The following is a 21094-nucleotide window of genomic DNA, read 5'->3' on the forward strand; positions in this document are numbered from 1 at the left end:
ATTAAGATCCAGCTGGAGCTTTTGCATTTCCGATACCACTAGAACCACTAGTAACCTTACCTGTTGAAGATGGTTTCGATGGTTTCGATGCTTGAGTTGGATTAGTTGTTTTCGGTGTTTTCGGTGTTGATGTATTACTTTTATTCGTGTCATTTTTGTTTAAATTAACTTTATCTTTTGATTCAATTTTATTTGTAGAAGCAGAATTATTTGCTTGCTTATTTGCACCTCCACCACTTGTAGTAGTACTTGTCCCTCTCCCTTTTTCCTTCTCTTTTTCTTTTGGAACTTCTGGTAAAGGTCTTTGTGTCATCGGTGGTCTATATGTATGGTTGGTATTATTATTAATTTGTCCTGGATTTTTCTTATTTAATGAATTAATTAACATCATGCCAGCTGCCCCTGCAGCAAACGGAACTAAGGCGGAACTCCAACCATTATCATGCTCTACACTTGGATTATTCTGTTTGTCTTCGTGCTTAACAGGTCCTATAGTCGGCATCTCTTCAAAACACTCATTTTCATTTATTTGATTAGAAGTACATTGTTTTTGCGTTTCTTCTTTATCAGTTGTGTCTCGGTCAATTGCTAGTGAATTATTCTCTTCGAGATCTCCTACGCATCCCGTTAATAAAGCCGTTGAAATTCCAAGGTTTGCAGCGATTTTCATAAATTTTTTATTACTCATTTTCATAACAAAAGATCCTCCTATATTTTCCATTCGCATGGTGATTTCAAACTCAATTACAGTAGCTCCTTAATTTAAGTTTTTCAAGGTTCTCTGCTACCATCATTCTTACTAACCATATATAGTTATAAATGCATTAAATCTTGTTCTATACTTGTTTAACTTATAAAGGGTTAATTAAATCCCATGCATGTTGAACTTCCCAAAATTTTTCATCAGGATTTTTCCAATTACAATCACTATAAAACCCCTTTTTTATTACCAGGTATTCGTTAAAAAACTCATCATAAAAGTAGGCTAGTATATTATCTTTATTAACTGGATAGTAAATTCCTTTGACAGAAAACATGTATAGATCAGCTTGTATTTCTTTGGTATCTAATTGTAACTCTCCATTTAAATCAGCATTTAAATAGCATTTAACACTTTGTTCTGGTAAAGATAGCATTATAATTCCTCCGTTTTCAATCCTTAATTTTTATATAAAGATTATATGATTATATTTCCAAATAAATTACCAACCTACTACTAAACTTATGCTCATCTCTTCATAATTATCTAGTCCTGTTACAATATCTAAACTGTGCACATGATTCCCTATACTAGTTTAACTTATATTGGATTAATTGAATCCCATGCATGTTGGACTTTGTAAAATTCTTCATCAAGCTGTTTCCACATACAATCACTATAAAACCCTTTTTTTATTACTAAGTACTCTTGAAAATCCTTATCATAAAAGTAAGCTAGTATATTATCTTTATTTACAGGGTAGTAAATTCCCTCGACAGAAAACATGTATAAATGGTCAAAGTCTAAATCGGCAACTTGTGGTTCTTTTGTATCTAATTCTAATTGTCCATTTAAATCAGCATTCAAAAAGCATTTAACACTTTGTTTTGGTAAAGATAGCATTCTAGTTCCTCCAATATCAACTTCGTAATTTTTATATAAGGATTATATGATTCTAAAATCAGAATAAATTTCCTACTACCTAATTTATGCTGCTTGCAAATGCTTTAAACCAATCTCTAACGCGCCTGTTCCTCCAAAACCCTGATTAAATAAAAGCGGGACATCATACTTCTTTGCGTATTCTTTTGCTACATCAATAGAGACATGACCACATGCACCTTTCTGCACTACAATGACATCACATTTTCTTATGACACTACGAAACGTTTTCTTTACACCACCATGATTTTTCCCATCATGAAAAATCACCTGACAATCTCTTTTTTTCGCTAATTTCTCTAATGTTCTACCATTTGAACCACCTAAAACTAAAATCGTACTCATTTCCATTCACTCTCCACATCTTTATTTTTTTTATATGTACTTGGTGATACTAATAATACAATTGTGCAGATGACAATATTCAAGAATACCACACCCACTATTAATATAATTGCGAAGACCGGTAACAATAGCATGAAAATAAAACCACTTACAAGCAAGCAGATGAATATAAATCCATTGCTCATATCTTCATAACCATCTAACCCTGTTACAATATCTAAACTGTGCATCCAAACTGTGATACTATCCCAATTTGTGATCAACAGGTATCCACTACCTATCAATAAAGCCCATCCAAATAATGTCCCTAAAAATCCCGAACCTCTTCCAGATGAATATCCTGCAAAATAGTTTGCTGCGGTTCCTAATAATAATCTCATTATTTTTACCTCCACATCTATATCATTTAACTAATATATATAAATTTCATTTAACCATAACTTTATTATATCAGAAAATTAAGAATATTCAATATATATTTTTAGGTACTCTTTATATTTTTTAATAAGGGTTGTGATTTTTATTCACAACCCTTATCTTTTAGTTAATCCACAGGTACTTCTTCTTGTCCATGTGGTATTTGTTCAATTGGTGTTACAATTTGCGCATACTGATTTACCTGAATTTTAAATTGTCGTGGTTCCAAGAAGTTTACTTGTTGTATTAAAACCTCTATATGAAATGTATCTACTTTTTTCCCGCGGTCAATTTTGGTAATACGTGCGTTGTAAAACTTATCTCCATTTAGGAAATATCTTTGAACAGCTTCTGTAGCAAGCATACGTTCATTACTTGTCATTTTCATTGGTTCAATACCAAATCCAGCCTTTGTAAACAAATATGGAACATCATAACTACTATTAGAAATTTTTCGTAGTAAATCCTCTACTGTTTTTGTTTTTGCAATATATTCTTCTTCTTTTGTATCAAATCTCTTTGGTTTATCTCCAAGCATCTCGATTTCATCTTGATTTACTTGCTCTTCCTCTTGCACTTGTGATTTCAGCATATAATCATGAATGGTATTATAGGTGGCAACACCTGCCACTAGTACGATAATCCCCAATATGACCAAGTATTTACGAGGCATATTAGATAAAATGTTGATTATTTTCTGCATCTACTCTCATCCCTTATCAGTCTATAACATTACGGATTTGTGTCATATGTTGTCCTCTTGCCGTATAGTTTAGACCTGTAATTTGTACACCCTTATTATCACCAATATGAATCATTTTTTGATTCCCCATATAAATCGCAACATGCCCTGGATTTTCATAGAAAATTAGATCCCCTGGTTGCGCATGATTGATGTCTGGCACTTGTTTTCCTTGTCCGACTTGAGCACCAGTCCAATCTCCAAGTTGTACACCTATACTTGTTCTAAATACATACTGAGTAAATCCTGAGCAATCTGAAGTACCTCCTGGCGGATTACGATCCCCTAAGACATATCTCACTTTTCCTTGACCAAGCCATTTTTTCGCTTCTGCTAATACTTTTTGTCGTTTGTCATTCGTCATAATAGGAGAACCACCAGATGATAGTCCTGGATCATCATTTTTCTTAAAGAATTTCATTGGATCCGTTGGTTGGTCGTTAATACGAATTTGGAAATCTAAATGAACAGCGTAGCCATTCATATTAAGGAAACCAGTGTTTTTATCATAGTTAGAACCACCCATCTCTCCAATAATTTGTCCTTTCGTCACCATGGTTCCTTGTGCAATTGATATTTTACTCAAATGTAAGTAACGAGATACAATACCATTTCCATGGTCTACATAAACCCCTAGACCTCCACCATTTACATTACCTGCTTGGACTACAATACCTGCTTCCATTGACCACACGGGGTCTCCAGCTTTTCCAGCGGTCATAGCTCCAATATCTACAGCATTATGTTGCTTTCCACCACGAACTGCATCAAATGTATCTGTAATACGCCCTGATTTCGTTGGCCATTTCCAACCTTTATCGGAAATCCATTCTCCATCTCCAGATTCTACACAACCTAAATCTTTATAATATTTCAAAACTTTGGAAACGTAAGTGTAATCTCCATAACACGCTCCAACTTTGGTTCGGAAGTTATTAGGATCAGAACAACCTGCTGGATTTTCACCAGCATGCTCCCTAGAAAACGCAATAGCTGTTTCTTCTGAATATCCACCTTTTGCTAATGCATAACTAATGAATCCAGGACCGTAATTATAACTTTGTAAGGCAAGTGCTATATCTCCATTTGCCTTTGCTAAAACATCTTTAAATTCTTGTACGCCTGCTTCAATAGAAATATTGGGGTCTTTAATACACCCTATACGAGCACTTCCTTTTAGACCTATACAATATGAACTTAAGTCTCCATAATGCCCTTCTGCAGCTTGCATCGGGTCACTTCCCTCTCCTTGTGATTCCTGCATCATTTGGGCAGCCAAAACACCAACATATTGAGCTACACCATGTTTTTCTGCCATTTCTTTAATTTTAGGAAGGTATCCTGTAACTTTGGCATTAAGGTTAACAGGTTCTCCGCCAGGGCTCACATTACCTACACACATACCACCAACAAAATTACTAGAAGGTGCCAGATGTCCATACATTCCTTCTAACATTCCTGCTGCTAATATCTCACGCGCACGATCTTTTTGACTCTCACTAAACTTTGCAAGCTCCATCGCTTTTTCTAATCCATGAGAAGAAACTGTTACTTTTTTACTACCACTTGCATTAATTTCATCTATTTTTTTCTTAAAATCTGTATCTCCCAATATCTTTTTTACATCTGGTCCGGAATAACTTTCAGATTTGGTTTTTTGCATCTCCTTTTTCTTTTTTTCACAAGGACCATTCGACCCTGCCTCACATACCTCTTTTTCCGTATATTCCTCATATTGGATATCCAAGAAATATGATATAGCATCATGCGGATCTTTTCCAGTCAAATCATTATCATACCGAGCCATGTCAAAAGCGACGACCTCTTTCCAGTCTACGTTTAGTGCCATTGAAATTTCCATATACTTTTTGACTTGCTCTTCTGTTTTACTCTCATCATCGGTAAATGGTACAAAAGATGCTAGAATCACACATACAGTAATAATAAGAGCCATAATGAGAGCAACAGGCAATCCTACTGCTCCCACGATAGCTCCGACAATTTTCACTATACCAGCTCTTAGCAGTTTGGCAGCAGCTTTCGCTGCCGCTCTTCCTGCTTTTCCTGCCATTTTTGCCATTTTCCCGCTTGCCTGCATCCCTTTTTTCTTAATAAAGTGAGATGTCGCATCTTTTAAAGGGTTACTTTTCTTCTGGTTATTTGGATCGTTAGGATTTTGACTCATAGACTTGTCACTCCATACTTTCCATTTTCATTATTTCTACTTCTTCGCTGTGCTAAGCGAGGGTTTGGCGCAAATGGAATCAGGTTTTGTGGGTCATGTTCTGATAAATTCAAATGTGTCTCTGTACGTACAACTTCGTCCTGTGTATGAGTTACTAGGATTTCTTCTCTCGGTTTAATACTGCTATCTTTCACTTCACAAACCCTTTCAATTCTTTGGTTTGCTTGTAATCGTGTATCTCCTTTTCCGAACGGAGAAATACGTGACACTGTACCGTCTGTAGTTGTCGCAACCATATAACTACGATCTCTTTCTACCACCATTTGCACATTCTGGTATCCCCCCTGGTCTAAATCAGACATATAGAAGTGACCATTGTCTACCTTATGACTTACTGTAAGTGGCGGTTCACTAAATACTGGTTTCTGTTGTAAAGGTCTTTGATTTTGATTTCCTACTAATTGGTTTGGATTAATATTGATAGAACGATTGATACTAATTTTCCCACCACTAGAATCTTGAATATATGCTGGTGTTGCTTTCATACCATTACGGTACTGCGTTAATTGTCCATCCGAAATATTTAAGTCTTGATATACAACTTGTCCCGAACGAATGCTACTATCACCACTACCATAACGAGATACAACTTGTGTCATTCCACTGGAATCTTTCGCTTCAATCCATGACTTATTATTTGTCGTAACAAGACGTACTGCACCTTGAGCAACTGATTGTCTTCCAGTCGCATCTGTTATTGTTGGTACCATTCCCTTAATCTCTTGAATTTCTTTTGCTTCTGTTTGAACTGCTTTATTATAAGGATTATGTTTACTTACCATACGTGCAGTAGCTTGGTAAGCACCTGCACCACCAATTACACCTGCTGCATAGCTTAATCCTTTTGTCACATTGTAATGGCGTTCTGCTGCATTACCTCCTAATGAAGTATGAACGGCAGCTGCAGTTCCACTCATCACTCTTTGTACTGCATTTCCACCAGCCTGCTGAACAGCACTAGATGCATTAAAGTATGCTTGTGATACATTTTCCATACCTTTTGTATGCACGAGATGTTTGGCACCTTCCATCATACTTACACCAACCATCTTACTTTGCTGTGTCATACGTCCCACTGCTGAAGTTGGAATCGTCATTTTCCCAGCACTTTGCGAAATATTTGCTACACTAGCTGATGCATCCGCATACGAGCGCTCAATTTCAGAAACAGACAGATTTCCAGCACGTGCCATACTCGCTTGCGTTTGCGTAGCTGCAAACACAGCTTTATTGATTGCACCACCTGTCGCAACACCGTGTGAACGAACACCTTGAATCGCACTAGTAATTCCAGAACCTACTTGTTGACTCACTGTTCCAAGACTTGCATGACTTTGCAAACCTTTTGTCAATTGCGAAGCAAAGGCATCTTTATTAACATACGATTGATTATGAAGACTCTTTCCACTCGTATCTTTTGCCTGTACAGGCATCGCACCCGCTTGTACCGCCGCTTGCTGAGCGACTGCTTTAAATTCATTCCCTTTATCATTCAAGTGAGACTGCCAAGCTTCTACTTTTTGCGCTTGAGACATAGTTGGAGACAAGTTTTTCATAAAGTTTGCTTTGTTTTCTGCTGCATATCCTTGTTTAAAGGATTCTGTAGATGCTTGTACTAAATTCCCAACATTACTTACACCTTTTTGTTTCTGGTTTCCATATCCATTTGCTAAACTATGTGTTTTCACACCATTTACCGCTTTTTGAATGCCAGATACACTAGATACACCCATTGCATTTATATTTGGATTGTTTTGTAATTGTTGTGATAGCTGAGAAGCAAAAGCTTCCTTATTAGCATAGCTAGTCCCATCTTTTTGTTGCACAATCCCTGCTTGTTCGGCAGCTTTCTGTGCATGATTTTTAAACCCTTGCACTTTTTGACTCAAGTGCTTGTTCCATGCAGCCTCTTTTTCTTGTTGTGGTACATCTGCAGGGAATTGCTTCATGAATCCAGCCTTATGATCTGCTGTATATGCCTTTTTAAATGCAGCAGTGGATGCACCCACAAGTGAGTCTACTTGTCCCATATTTTGATGGCCACTCTCTAGTGTTTCTCCTTTTACTCCTTCAACTGCTTTCCCAACTTTTCCAAGTGCAAGTTGAGAAGCAAAGGCATCTTTATTTACATAGGACTTATCAAACAGGTTGTTGCCTTGCTTATCTTTCGCATCAACTGGCATTGCTCCAGCTTTTATTGCCGCTTGTTCTGCATGATTTCTAAATCCTTGAACTTTTGAGTTTAGATGGTCATTCCATTTTTTCTCTTTCTCTTCCGCTGACATGTTTTCTGGTAATTGACTCATAAACGCATCTTTATGGTCTGCCTCATATCCTTTTTGGAATGCGTTAGTTGCAGCGTTAACTAAATCTCTAGCGTTTCCATATGGTGTAGCATTTTTCTTCATATTTTGTAAATCTTGTTTTCGCTGATTTTTGAAATGAGACATTTGATCACTATTTGTTTTTGCTACTTTTTTTGCAATCTCTGCATCGGATGCACCAGGGAATGCTTGTTTTAAACGGCTCGCAACTGCAGAATCAGGATTATCAGCTTTCCAATTTTCAAAATCTTTCGTAGCTAAGTCTTGTGCAATATCTTCATCTGTTAACTCTGGATATTGTTCTCCATTTAACCCTTTATACGTATCTAAACCTTTCTTCACACTCGAACCAATATGCTTCCCAGCACTAGTAACTCCTTCAAGTCCAGCTGCCAATGTTCTTCCTGTTACTGCACCAGGAACTCCACCTGCTTTACTTCCAGCAAATGTCCCTACTGCCATTCCTTCTGGTCCAAGTCCCGCGCCCATTGCTAACCCCGCGAGTCCGCCCGTTGCTTTTCCAACCATGCTTCCTATTTGACCTGCTTTTAACATACGAGCTGCACGAGATGTTGTACCTACATCTGTCCCTAAATTGGCTCCCAACGCGTTTTTAGGGTTATCAGCATCTTCTTTTTTATCTTCCTCGCCTTCTTTTCTAGCTTTTGTCTTCTCTTTATTACTACGATGGTCATCACGTATCCCTTTAACGATACCTGCCATACTTGCTAAGGCGCCCATTCCAAGCATCGTACCTGCTCTATTTACTGCTCCTGCCGTATTTGTACTTAAACCAATGAACCCTTTTACAATTTCACCTATAGGAATAAACATAGCAAATAAGATTAATTTAATAATGGTATTATCTGATTTGCCTACTAGTACAAAAATCAACCATATAGTAATCGCATGGATACCTTGGATGAGTACTGTACCAACAAATTCACGCATCCAATATAGAGTTTGTTGTTTCTTTTGAGGAAATAACCACATACCAACCATAACCGGTCCCATTAACATCAAAATATAAAGAGATACCGCTCGCATTAAATAGAAGAAGTTTGCCCAAAGTGACAATCCAACTTCAATCAACATCGCAAAAATTTGAAATAAATAATCATCCTTATTTTTATCCATAGACAATTCAGCAATTGTCTGACCTGGTTTAAAAACATCTAGTGATTGTTCTCCTATTGCTCTTTTAAACTCCGATGCTACCCAAGTATTCATATCAAATATAATGTTATAGAAGAAATCTAGATGCCATATACAAATAGAAACGATCATTAAATCCTTCGCATATTCAATGATATATGTTCGATTTGTTGGATTAATAGCAGCAGCTGAATACTTTGCACCAGCAATTACAGCACTGACTAAGACTAAAAAGGCTGCAAATTTAAACATGACTGGTAATCCCGTATTTAATACACTCCCAGCTGTGTCGTCTTTAAATAAAAAATTTAATTTTGCACTATCCCCACCAAAAATTAAATCGGGGATAGTATCAATTAATTTATAGATTGGAGAAAGAAAGGTCTTGACCATAGAAACAATTAAGCCGCCGACCCATCCTATTATCTTATCAAGCATAATTTCACCTTCCTTTTCAAAGGTACGCTATTATCCTGCGTACCCTTGTACTTTCTTCATATTATTTAAAAGCTCTTGCAGTACGGCTTCATTGGATTCAATGAACATCATTTCTTTATCTGATGGATCTGTTTGAATCCAAACTGAACTATCTCCTATGCGGAAAATCCCTTCACCTTTCCCTGGATTGTTGAGAATAATGTCAAGCTCCCCAGCAGTTAAGTTAAAGTTCTCTTGGATTTTTTTCTTATCAATCTTATTTTGCTCTAAGAAGAAATAAGAGAAAGTAGATTGCAAGATACCACGCGCTTTCACATTTTCTAAAATACGAACAAAGTCCTGACTTGCCCAACACATACCGGCATTTCTTTTACGTGAACGACGTGCTACTTTTTCTAAGAAGTTAACAGTTTGTTCATAGTCGATAAACTGCCACATCTCATCCACATATAACACTTTTCGTTTGATAGCGTGTTCTGGACTCTTAATCCAATGCTCCCAAATATAGTTCAGGATAACGTGGAAGGCGATCGGCTTTAAGAAGCCCTCTTCTAAATGACTAATATTAAAGTTAACAACACGTGATTCGTTTAACTGTGTTTCTACACCGCGTCCAAAATTACTTTGTCCATCAAATAATGGTTTTGAGCCATCACGTAAAAACGGACGAATCGCAGCAATTAACTCTTCTGCTTTCACATCGTCTCCATGGTTTTCCACTATCACATCATAAATTTCTTTTAACTCTGGCTCCGGCTTTCTCACTTGAGACTGAATTAATTGTCCATCCACCTTCTTCACTTCATCCGTATATAAAGATGAAGGGTGAGAAGTAATACCATGTTTACTGAATACTTCACGAATCGCATCTTCTAACATTGTGCGCTGGAATACATTTAATCCTGGTTGATCAAAATCTTGTCCGCGAATAATAATGTCAAAGAATCCTAGTATTTCATTAATTTTCTCTAAAATAGGCACAAATCTTACATACTTCACGCCATCACGCTCTACGAGTTCTTTCTTGTCATATTGTTCAAGCGCTTCTAGCTCTTCATCTTTATCCGTAATCTGAAGTTCTGTTACTGCAATTGCACAAGGATTAATAATGATATTACTTTCAGGTGAAATATTTAAGTTAATACCACCTAATCGTTTGGTGATTTTTACGAATTCCCCCTCTGGATCTATGATCATCGCATGTGTATCTGCAAGTGATGTTTCACGAGCTAGCTTCATTTTTAAAAGTAAACTTTTACCGGAACCTGAAATCCCTGTCACACCAATGTTATAGTTTGGTGGACGATAATCTGCGTTACCAAATGAATTTAAAAATTCTACTTGGCCAGTAATTTTGTTCTTTCCTATTGGTATACCACCGTTAAATCTTCCGGATCCTGATACAAAGGGAGCAAATGTACATAGAGCACGTCTATCGATATTTCGATATGTATCTTGCAGAGTATTTGGTGCACCTAGTGGCATAACCGCTTTCAAACCACTCTTCACACGATTCCAGGTACTCGCTATTTTAAAGTGAGATGCTTGCATTTCATCTTCAATATACTCACATAAAACATCTAATTCTTTCTTTGAGTCAGCATATGCAACGGCCATGGTACTTACCATATAGGAGTCATTCTCATTAAATTGAATTTCATCCATTAGATTGTTTGTATCCTGAATTTTTGCATCTAAGTCTTTTTCTTGGTCAATATTTCCGCGTGTACGTTGGAAAGAAAGGTTCGAACGTAACATCGTCAGCTGCATATCTAACGATCGCATCGCTTTTGCTTTTGGCTCTTTATGAATATCAATCATGACATCAACCTCTCCAGCTGAAGTTAACATGTTCAGCCAATTGGTTTGCATCATACGAGGGTATCCATCACGTGGAATATAAAATGGACGGAAGAAAGTATTACTTCCTAATGACTGCTTAATTACCCCATAGTCTTCTGCATCAATTTTCATTCCTTCTGGGGCAATGACATCAAATACAGTTGTTTGATTGTCTAATTGAGGCGGAACTTCTTCTTGTTCGTACTCTTCCTCATCTAGTTCCAATTCATCATTCTTTTCAGCTTCTAATTTCTTTTTTTCTTTTTTCTTCTTTCCAAACAATTTCATACTTATGCCACCCCATTATTTGATTTTTCAGCTTTTTCTTCTGCTAGAACTTTCTTCATTAACTCTAGTTTTCTCTCATTTGTTTCACCTGTTGAATATAGAGAGAAGTTTTCATTTTCAATTAAATCTTGGAAACGTGCTTTCACCGCTTTACGACGGTTAAACGCTACGTATAAGAGTTCTATTAATTTATCTTTCGTTAACATTTCTACACTAATTTTTGCTTTCGATAGTAGATTTCGGGAAGCATTGTAGCGACGATATAATTCGTTAAACGCTTTATCTACAATCTTTTCTTCCAATTCATCTTCTGTATCAGCTGTAATCGTACTAATATCCACTTTGTATGGATAAATTAAATATCGCTTTTGTTCATATCGAGGTTGCGAACGTTGCCAGTACTCTAGGTTGTCGATAACTTCTTGCCCATAAAGTACTGTCTCTGGTGTAAGGTCCTTCGCACCTTTCATTGTTTCTGTCATTTTTCGTACAGGATCTGTTAAATCTACAAACTTACTTTGGATATATACCTTTGTATTAAACTCTAATGTGGTTAACCATGATTCAATTTTGATATCAATCGCTTCTTGTTCCGCATTGGAAAGAAGGTAATAGTTTACTGGGTGTGCCTCTGCAATTAGGACAAACGTATCATCATGATAACGAATCATATGATTTTCAACTTCCTTAATGTCTTCTACAAAAGCACTAAAGAAGTCCACATTATCCTCATCAATTTCCTCTGTAGCAGGCGTATTCTTTTTATTTTTCTTTCCATTTTTTTCAGCAGTACGTTTCTCTACCCCGCCCTGACTTTTCCCCTTTTTCTTAAAGCCAAACATTGGTTTTCCATTCATTTTCCGATAAAAGAAAAACCCTACAATGGCTACCACCGCAAAATATATCATTTCTAACATCTATAAATTCTCCTTTACCCATGTAATTGGCTCGTATCCTTTTCTCCACTTACCTTTTTCAGAACGGCTTCGCATTTTGATAAGTAAATATTTATCTAAATACATGTGTTGTTTTTCTTTATAAATAAAAGCAAACGTTATTACAACTACTACTGTTGGTATTGCTAAAATTAAGCAAATAAAAAATGCTACTGCCGCATTAAAAGGTGCAAATAGCCGCCATAAGAATGGCACATATAAATAAAGGGATGCTCCTCCACCCAATAGATAAATCAATTGGCGTTTGCTCAGCACACCTAATAGTGTTTTTTGTTCCGAAGTCATATCAACAGGAACGGTTACTTTTCTCATTTTATTTCCTCCCTTGTATAAGAGAAGCTCTCCCCAAATAGAGGAGAGCTTTTGCAAACTCTTATGTTAAATTTTTGTAACCCAAGAAGCGATGTCGTATGCTTTGATCATGACAAAGCCTCCAATTGCCGCACAAGCTAAACCAATCATAGCTTGTGTACGGTTTTCAGGGTTTTTACCTTGTGCACCAGATAATTTAATAGCTGCAAATACCACGCAAGCTGCTACCCAAATACCCCCAAAACCAATTAGTGTTGTTACAAGGGTATTCATGCTTTTTTGTACAGTGGTAGCATCTGTACCACTGGTGTGCCCAGTAATACCTTTCTCAAAACTAGTTTTTGCCAGTAGAAAATCTCCTACTGATGTTGTCATAAGTTTTGCAGACAACCAATTCAACATAATTCCTGCACCTCCGGGTGTTTTTTGCTCGCAAAACGCAAAAAGACCCCAATACACGCACACGTCCCCTAAGGACATGGCGCATATTGAGGTCTTCTCTTATATGCGAACTGATTATTTTTTTATTTTATTGTTAAATCTTATTACATTTATATTATAGCAATACGATTTTAAAAAAACAAGCCTTATTTACACCCAAAAAATAAAATTGGACTTTTCGTGTTCCGTTTTATTTCATTTCTTTTTATCCTCTTTGTTTGGATCGTACCATACCATTTGAATTTGAAAAATATCACTGTCCTTAAGACCCAAAACATTCATTTCCTCTTTCAATGAGCGCCATGGTTCTATTTTTATAGATTTTGTACTTTTGTCTCTAAGCGTATACACATGTACATAATATGCTTCTTTTTTCTTTTTCATAATACAAATAACTTCCCCTTATATTCTTTATATTTTTTTAATAACAGAATAATTGAGTATGTAAAAATTACACACTTCAAATAGCATTTCCTCTTGTTACTTTCATAACTATTCCCCCTTCCTTCACATCTATTCACTTACTTTCATTAAATCAAAAAAACAGGTAATCGTGTGTACCCACAATTACCTGTTTTTTTATCATTTATATCTACCTTTTATTTCTTATAATTTCATTAACCTCTTCAACACTTAATTCTGCAACTTTTGCAATTTGTTCTATAGGTAATCCTATTTTAAACATATTTTCAATCATCTCTATCTTAGTTGCAATTTTAGTTTCTTCTGTAGCTATTTCTGCAGCTTTTTTCGCAGCCCTTTCTTCTGCTGTCTCTATTTCTGATATTCTATCTTTTATTGCTTTTTCTCTAGCCTCATATAAGCGTAAAAAATCCTTATCGCTACTTAAACGCTCCCAATCCTCTATTGCTTTTTTCAAAACTGGATCTTTTTCCATTGCTATCGCCTCCAGGATTGTTGTTAATCTCTCATCCTCATGCGCAGGAAATAATAGTAACCAACGCGCTAAAGAATCTTCCCACGGATCCATTCGTTTTCCTTGCCATTCTTGAATCACTTTTGGAATTTCAAGAAAATGCAACTGCATATTTTCGGTAATGATACGTTTAGATTTTTTGTTCATCACAGTATTAATACTATGAAACTCCTGTTCTTCTGGAAATAGAATGAAATCCACTATATTAATACAAATGGTTGGTCTTAATTCTGTATATTTCATCCCTTGAGTCATTTGAGAATAATACATACCTGACCAATAGAACAAAGAACGTTCTATCATATCTTTTTTGTCTCGAACTTGAATCTCTATATTAATTTTTATACCACTATTTAGCGTAGCTCGCAAATCTAAAATAGACAATTTATCATCCTTCTGCTCTCTTGGAAGATGCGGATCATCTAAGTGCAAAGATGTAATTTCTTCATCAATAGATGATTGTAGTACCGCGTTAAGAAACCCAATTAATATATCTTCATTTCCTTCTACTCCAAACAAACGCTTAAAAGCATAATCAACTCGTAAATTTACTAGATTCTTTTTTACATATACACTCATGTTTTCCCTCTACCTTTCTCGTTTTAAAATTGTATATAAGAGCATAAAAAAAGATAGAATTACAATTCTATCTTTTTCTCCTCTATTTTCCTACCAAATATGGCTACTAGTTACTTACTATATAAGAAATATCCTCTTCACACATATTTGTCGCATTTGCAATTGTCGTGATAGAAACTCCCTCATTATAAAATCGTTGAATGAGTTCCATTCTTTCTTGTTCCCTAGCTTTTTTATCTACGTCCATTAATTGTTGCATAATATCCATATACTTAATACACACCTTTCTTTTATATAAAGTCCCCTAGTTAAACTGTTACGTGTATTGTTAAAAGAAAGTTTTACACTAATACTGCTACTTTGTTGTAAAATGTACAACTTTCTTTTAACGTGTACAACTTTCTTTTAAGTTCACAACGTTTTTTTATATTGTGCGAAAAACTGGTTTGAAAGAAGCTTGCATCGCATCATCCAGACCTTTCCCTTGTGCTGGGTTCCATGCTGCAATAATTACGTTATAGCCCTCTTTCTTTAACTCTGTCGCAAAAGCAATTAAGGCAGCTCTTACTTTTTCATTCTCTACTAAGTCAGCATCGAATGCTAAGTACACATTTTCTACGCCCATATCTTTTAATACTGGCATAACGATTCTCCATGCATTTACACCTGGAATCGCAAGAACTGTTGTCCCTACTTTAGCTATTTCTTCTTTATTTAGTCTTTGAGGAAGTAAATCTGCAATCAAATCCGCCTTCATCGGCCCTTCTGTAATCATTACTGATTTTGTTTTGTGAAGCGTACCAGACTTCCAATGTTTCAAATGTGAGCTTGGTACCGCTACATGTACAGGAAGTGGATTTTCACTACCTCCCGCACCGGTTCCTTCATTTTTATTTGCTGAAGAGATCCATAAGTATTTTTGACCTTTATGTATCTTTACAACAACTTTTTCCCCGCCGATTAATAATTCTTTATTTTTCCCTATTTCTAGTTTTCCTTCATAGATACAATCACCGTTTTTCGTTATTTTCACAACATTAGGATGTTGTAGTAGTTCGGCTTGTATACCTGTAGGTCCAGATTTCACATGAACAGAGTTCTTTACTTCATCTACACGTACTTGCCAACCAACAATTTGATTATATTGGTTTCGGAATGGAATCATAATTCCTGGAAAACCTGCCATTAAACGAAGAGAAAGTTGTCCTTTCTTCATTTCATAAAATGTGACGCATCCCAAAGGATATTTCCCTCTGGGGTAGCGCCTACCCATTTCGGGTGCGATAGGTAAATCTTTGATGTTATCTCCAATTTTTCCCCCGCCCCACACCGTGCGTGCGACTTTCACCGCACACGGCGTTCCATCGACTGTTTAATGTCTTTGTGTTTCCTCAATCTAAAGGTTTATTACTTTTGTTAATGTTTTGTTTGTCAATTGATTTCTAACATTTCATTTTTCGCTTGTTTTCTAAGTTTATTTAGCTTAATGAGTTGTCCTTCGTTTAGCTTCAACTTCTCCATTAGACCTCCGATCACATCAGGCGATGTTGCATGGATTAATGTGTGTACATCTCTACATATTAGGATTAGGTTCTTATAACTATCATCTTGCGTATATTTCCAAGGTGTTTTATGGTGACATTGCATGTCTGATAGTATTAGTTCCTCGGAAGTAATTGCACATTTGCCATGTTGGGCTACAAATAGAGAGATTCGGTTGTCATTATATTCAACAGTTGCTCGTTGACTAATGACAGGGTGTTCTCTTAACCATTGTATTTTCCATTCAGGCACTGCAGATTGATTTTTATGTATCAATTCTCTACCTTGTGGTGTATACTTATTGATTTTTGTATCCTTATTTTTGGGGCTTTTGTGCTTGATATACGCTAGTGGTAGAATAGGAATATCATTTAGATATCGAACCATTGCTGATTTCATGTATCTTTTAATTCCTTTATCTTTCCCTTTGTACTTCCCTTTCCTATTAACATGTAATCTGTTGTAAATCCTTATATTTAGGTGTTTATGGATGCTTGCTAAATCCCTATTAACCTCGGTCGCAATCTCATAGTAATTATGTGTGCCAATTACCATAGAGTTGTAGCGAACAATAGCTTTATTCTTTAGTCCCTCATTTTTACTTCTTTGAATTACAGCGATTTGATCTTCAAATTGTTTTTGGATTTTCTTTTTGGTTTTGTTTGATATGTGTGTTCTTGCAATTAACTTACTTCCCTTTTTTACCATTTTGATTTCAAAACCAAGAAATTCACTACTTTCCTTACGGAGATTTGTGATTTTTGACTTTTCCTTCGAAATTGGTAGTTTTAGGCGTTCTTGCAACCACATCTCACATGCTTTAAAGATTTTTTGTGCATTCGATTTCGTAGCGGTGAAGATTTTGAAGTCATCTGCATATCGAACAATATACATTTCTTTCAAAGCCGTTGTTTTGCGCATTTTACTGTAATGTGGGTACTTGTCAACATGTCCGCCCTTTTTAATGGTTAATGACAATTCCTTTAACAACCTGTCTTCCCATTGATTTGTTATCCACCAATCGAATTCATTTAGATTGATATTGGCTAATAATGGACTTAATATTCCACCTTGTGGTGTACCTTTGTTTGGATATTGCATTTCACCATTGGGCAGTACTATTGGGGCTTTTAACATTTTTCGGATGATTACAAGAAGTTGTTTATCTCGTATTCCCATAGTCCATAGTTGACGCATGAGTTTTTTGTGATTAACTTCATCGAAAAATCCTTGTATGTCTACATTAACTACATATTGCATATGACTTCGATTCACCCTCAAGGTTGCATCTGCCATAGCTGTTTCAGGGCTTCGATTTGGACGGAAACCGTGACTGTGTTTGTTGAATTTTGCCTCGCATATAGGTTCAAGTACTTGTTTTATACATTGTTGCGCAATTCTATCCCACATTGATGGAATTCCGAGTGGTCTCGTTTTCCCATTAGGCTTTGGTATCTCTACGCGTCGCACTTTTCGTGGGGTATAGTTAGAAAATCTTTTTTGAACAATTTTGATGAAATCTTCTTGACTGAGTTTCTCAACATCCTTGATAGTAACTCCATCAATCCCCTCTGTGATACTTCCTGAATTGCGTTTAATATTTCTAAACGCTAAAAGAATATTACTTTCAGAGGTTATGACTTTCATTAACTGCTTGAAGTTTCCTCCATTTAGACTTTTGGCATATAACTCGTCTTGTGATTCCTGCATACCGTAGTATTCAGAATGTCTAAGCGAGTTATCCTTTAGTCCCTCTTTTCTAGACCTTTTCATGTTTTATCACGCTCCAATCTTGGCTCGTGACCTTTTAAGTCATACGAGAATTCCATGAGCGATTGAGGTTATATGACTTTTAAAGAGTCGACTTGTGGCTATTGCTCCAGTTCCATTACAGAACCTTCTTTGCTCCTACCACTACTCTCACTAATGTTAAAAGAAGTTCCCTCGGTATACCGTTTCCTCCTTACTGTTTCATAGAGTTTGCGCTCTCCACATCATTAGCTTTCGACGTTCCCTTAACTTTATCAATTTTAGACTTAGATGCTTCCTTTAAGCCGATGCCCTATCCAATGCCTGTAACATTGCATGGTGGTTTTTCCAGGCTATAACGTATCCACCACTGGACATAGAAACTTTCGTTTCCCATACCATTTCTGGTATGCGAATATTCGACCCGTACATTCGGAAGTTCGTCAGAATACCATTTTATTCATTCTCACCATATCTAATTTTTTGTGACCCCCACCCTATCAACTACGGGACTCACCTCTGAGATCCTTTTCGGTTGCCTGTTAAAATAGGTACTTCGGTAATTTTTCAGATGACTTCACCGAGCTTCAGACCCCTTCTTATGTCGCAAAACTAGAAGGCGCATGTCGGAGTATTAGGGGAAGCGTTTCAAGACGTTACTCTATCATTCCACTTCTCAAGTTAAGAGTTCTACAATCTTAATTCGTTGTGGGTGTTATTTACATTTCAACGTTTCAAGATGGTGCGTAATCTTTTCAATTACGAACGTCTCGCACAGCCAGGTATTCCCTTCCAACAATCTTTTTTGTCAATTTGTTTAAATAACTTTTCCCAAATAGTTGTGTACGTATTATCATCTTCCAACACAATTTGTTGCTTTAAAAAAGAACGATATTGACGTATCTGTACTTCTTCTTCAGTCATTTTTCTATCTTGCAGTAAATGTATATGGTGCTTCTCCTCTAACGGCAAAAATCCGATTAAATTACGATTAAATGCATCTAATTCTTCTTTACTACGCTTACTATGCCCCTTTACCACATCCACATCTGGTAATTGGTATTGCTTCTTACCATTTAGATAATGGATATAACTTGGATTACTTGAATTTTTACCGTATACCCACTTACTTTCCACACGGGTACACGCTACTTTCTCCTGTGAAACATGCAGCATACAGTTTCCAATACCATTACAGATTGGGCATGGAACACGATAAAATTCCCACCAACTTCCTCTTGGATGTGCAGTTGTTAAACGAAATTGTCCTTTTTGTATGTTATAATTCATCATTTCCCACTCCTTGTATACTATTTATTATATATGGAACAGCTACTTCCATTAAACTCTTTATACTTCTATTTAGATGTTCTCTTTGTTCTCCTAACGGATATACAAAAGAATGTGTATCACAAACTAAATAATCGTTTCTATGTTCTTGATCTAGCAAAGCTGATTCTACATATGCTTCAAATGCTCTAGCAAACATCTCATGATTTGTAGACCAATACTTTTTACTCCTCTTCTTATCTAACTTAATGGCTGTATCAAAATATATAGACCCTTTCACTAGATAGGGTATTTCACTAAGTTTTTCGCCTGTTTTTTTATAATGATATGCAGCTAACATTTGTGCGGTTTTCTCAAATTCTTTTTCAATTTTACGCTCCATACGTGTCTTTGTTGCTCCTGATAAAGTATCAAGCTTCCTACACAAACTAGCATGATGTGATTCTAAAATATTTGAAATATTTCCTTTAAACACATCATAACTATCGATAACACCACCATAGAAATACCACTTTCTACTGTAGGCATTTTCCACGTTGATTACTCTGGCCACTTTTCCTTGTTTACAAGCATCTAACACAGCTTGCAACTTTTCCTTGATAATAGCAGGCAAGATATTCCCAATACTCTTCCCACTTGATAAGAAAGCAAGACTACCATTTTGAAAATCATGACTACAATCATATAAAAAATGATCCAATGCATGTCCCCATTCATGACACAATGCCCCGACTCCATTATCACGAGTTAAATTAATAACTTTGGTAGAAGGTTCATAATGTGCTAATGCATTGCCGCTTCCTCTCGCTCCAATAGCAAGTCCTAAGCGTCCACCTAACCCTATATACTCAGGTGGAATTCCCAATATACGAGCTAAATCATGCAATGCTTCAGAAACATGCCCAATATGCTCTTTTGCATATTGTTCGGTGCAATAATGACCAAATTGCATTCCCTTCAACCCAAACATAGCAACTACGTCTTCAGGTTTGGTAGCAATTTCTACTCCTGGCCCTTTTCTTTGCAGGGTATCTGGCAGTTTCCTACTCCAAGCAGCTGCGGATTTCTTACGAGTCGTAACCTTTTTCGTAAGTAAATCATTCCATGTCAGTTCATGTGATACACGAAGGTACGTAGAATTAATACTTTTTGAATTTGTGCAAAGTGATATGAATTTCTTTCCTAATATTAATAACTCCATACCATCTGCATCAACAAACTCATCAAAATATTCCTCTACCATTCTTTTAAATGTAAATGTTACATTCTTATTCTTTCTAAATGCAGACCAACCATTGCTCATTTCCATACCATAAGAGACAACAAGATCTACCCATTGTTCTGAGGTATGTACCGACTGTATATCATGCCATATTCTTCTGCATGCTTGAACATATAGTTTCCTTGCAGTCGGTGTATCTACAATTGGCTTCTTATTAATTCTGCCCACTAGCAGTTGCTTTAACTTTGCAACACGTGGCGGGACATCATTTTCTTTTTCATGTTCAAAAGAGAATGGAATTAATGAGTTTCGATCCAATGCATTTAGCGCCTCTACTGGAGATTCTTTTTCAATTTCAGCTAAAATTTCTAAAGAAAATGATACTAAAAATGATTCTTTTAAAGCTCGTATCTCTTTCTTTGCTCCCACTAATTTCTCACCTACATCATAACTGTATCGATTGCGAACTTGTTTATCTGTTCTTACATCCTGTACCATTATGTCTTCTCCTACCTCTAAACCAAAAAGTTCAAATAAATTCATACTGAAATCCTCCTGAATAAAATAAAAGACAGAAATTCATAGTCATTTTTCACTACGGATTTCTGTCATTCCCTCTGTCTGTAGA

17 protein-coding genes and 2 pseudogenes are annotated in these 21094 nt (G+C 36.2%); all 19 read right to left on the reverse strand.

Going from position 1 to position 21094, the window contains the following annotated elements; translation table 11 throughout:
• Position 1: 1 nt before the first annotated feature.
• Complete coding sequence (locus tag J0835_RS27290; RefSeq protein ID WP_000784092.1) at positions 2-694, reverse strand: hypothetical protein; 693 nt, start codon at positions 692-694, stop codon at positions 2-4.
• Between the two features lie 157 nt (positions 695-851).
• A complete protein-coding gene (locus tag J0835_RS27295) occupies positions 852-1136 on the reverse strand; it encodes a hypothetical protein (RefSeq protein ID WP_000950099.1) in 285 nt (94 codons plus the stop codon).
• Between the two features lie 164 nt (positions 1137-1300).
• Positions 1301-1603 (reverse strand): hypothetical protein, encoded by a 303-nt coding sequence (locus tag J0835_RS27300; RefSeq protein WP_000950103.1) that lies wholly within the window; start codon positions 1601-1603, stop codon positions 1301-1303.
• 84 nt (positions 1604-1687) lie between these two features.
• On the reverse strand, positions 1688-1993 hold the full coding sequence (locus J0835_RS27305) for a DUF2325 domain-containing protein (protein WP_000426066.1): 306 nt from the start codon (positions 1991-1993) through the stop codon (positions 1688-1690).
• On the reverse strand, positions 1984-2367 hold the full coding sequence (locus J0835_RS27310; RefSeq protein WP_001237977.1) for a hypothetical protein: 384 nt from the start codon (positions 2365-2367) through the stop codon (positions 1984-1986). Before J0835_RS27310 ends, J0835_RS27305 begins: the two co-directional genes overlap by 10 nt.
• Positions 2368-2531: 164 nt before the next feature.
• Positions 2532-3107 (reverse strand): hypothetical protein, encoded by a 576-nt coding sequence (locus tag J0835_RS27315; protein ID WP_002163382.1) that lies wholly within the window; start codon positions 3105-3107, stop codon positions 2532-2534.
• Between the two features lie 16 nt (positions 3108-3123).
• Positions 3124-5331 carry a lysozyme family protein gene (locus J0835_RS27320; protein ID WP_000081401.1) on the reverse strand — a complete coding sequence of 736 codons (2208 nt, stop codon included), beginning with the start codon at positions 5329-5331 and terminating at the stop codon, positions 3124-3126.
• Positions 5328-9308, reverse strand: a complete 3981-nt coding sequence (locus J0835_RS27325; RefSeq protein WP_000884608.1) for a hypothetical protein — start codon at positions 9306-9308, stop codon at positions 5328-5330. The genes J0835_RS27320 and J0835_RS27325 overlap by 4 nt, the downstream gene beginning before the upstream one ends.
• A gap of 30 nt (positions 9309-9338) precedes the next feature.
• Positions 9339-11438, reverse strand: a complete 2100-nt coding sequence (locus J0835_RS27330; RefSeq protein ID WP_000765113.1) for a VirB4 family type IV secretion system protein — start codon at positions 11436-11438, stop codon at positions 9339-9341.
• A gap of 2 nt (positions 11439-11440) precedes the next feature.
• Positions 11441-12355 carry a hypothetical protein gene (locus J0835_RS27335; protein ID WP_000892014.1) on the reverse strand — a complete coding sequence of 305 codons (915 nt, stop codon included), beginning with the start codon at positions 12353-12355 and terminating at the stop codon, positions 11441-11443.
• Complete coding sequence (locus J0835_RS27340; protein ID WP_001233525.1) at positions 12356-12706, reverse strand: PrgI family protein; 351 nt, start codon at positions 12704-12706, stop codon at positions 12356-12358.
• A gap of 66 nt (positions 12707-12772) precedes the next feature.
• The gene (locus J0835_RS27345) at positions 12773-13108 is read right to left on the reverse strand and encodes a hypothetical protein (RefSeq protein WP_011167244.1); all 336 of its coding nucleotides are present in this window, start codon (positions 13106-13108) and stop codon (positions 12773-12775) included.
• A gap of 234 nt (positions 13109-13342) precedes the next feature.
• The gene (locus J0835_RS27350; RefSeq protein ID WP_000727317.1) at positions 13343-13531 is read right to left on the reverse strand and encodes a hypothetical protein; all 189 of its coding nucleotides are present in this window, start codon (positions 13529-13531) and stop codon (positions 13343-13345) included.
• Positions 13532-13739: 208 nt separating this feature from the next.
• On the reverse strand, positions 13740-14663 hold the full coding sequence (locus J0835_RS27355; RefSeq protein ID WP_000118206.1) for an Rpn family recombination-promoting nuclease/putative transposase: 924 nt from the start codon (positions 14661-14663) through the stop codon (positions 13740-13742).
• Between the two features lie 106 nt (positions 14664-14769).
• Complete coding sequence (locus tag J0835_RS27360) at positions 14770-14931, reverse strand: hypothetical protein (protein WP_000353863.1); 162 nt, start codon at positions 14929-14931, stop codon at positions 14770-14772.
• Positions 14932-15087: 156 nt separating this feature from the next.
• Positions 15088-15900, reverse strand: a pseudogene (locus J0835_RS27365) (DUF3854 domain-containing protein); the annotation flags it as partial.
• A 194-nt stretch (positions 15901-16094) separates the two neighbouring features.
• Positions 16095-17978 carry a group II intron reverse transcriptase/maturase gene (gene ltrA / locus J0835_RS27370; RefSeq protein WP_000830948.1) on the reverse strand — a complete coding sequence of 628 codons (1884 nt, stop codon included), beginning with the start codon at positions 17976-17978 and terminating at the stop codon, positions 16095-16097.
• A gap of 753 nt (positions 17979-18731) precedes the next feature.
• A pseudogene (locus J0835_RS27375) lies at positions 18732-19244 on the reverse strand (hypothetical protein); the annotation flags it as partial.
• Entirely contained in the window at positions 19234-21009 is a 1776-nt protein-coding gene (locus tag J0835_RS27380) for an LPD1 domain-containing protein (protein WP_076856198.1), read from the reverse strand. The pseudogene J0835_RS27375 and the gene J0835_RS27380, both read right to left, overlap by 11 nt.
• Positions 21010-21094 lie beyond the last annotated feature (85 nt).

It is taken from the genome of Bacillus cereus group sp. Sample62, from assembly GCF_036851315.1.
Taxonomy (GTDB): domain Bacteria; phylum Bacillota; class Bacilli; order Bacillales; family Bacillaceae_G; genus Bacillus_A; species Bacillus_A wiedmannii.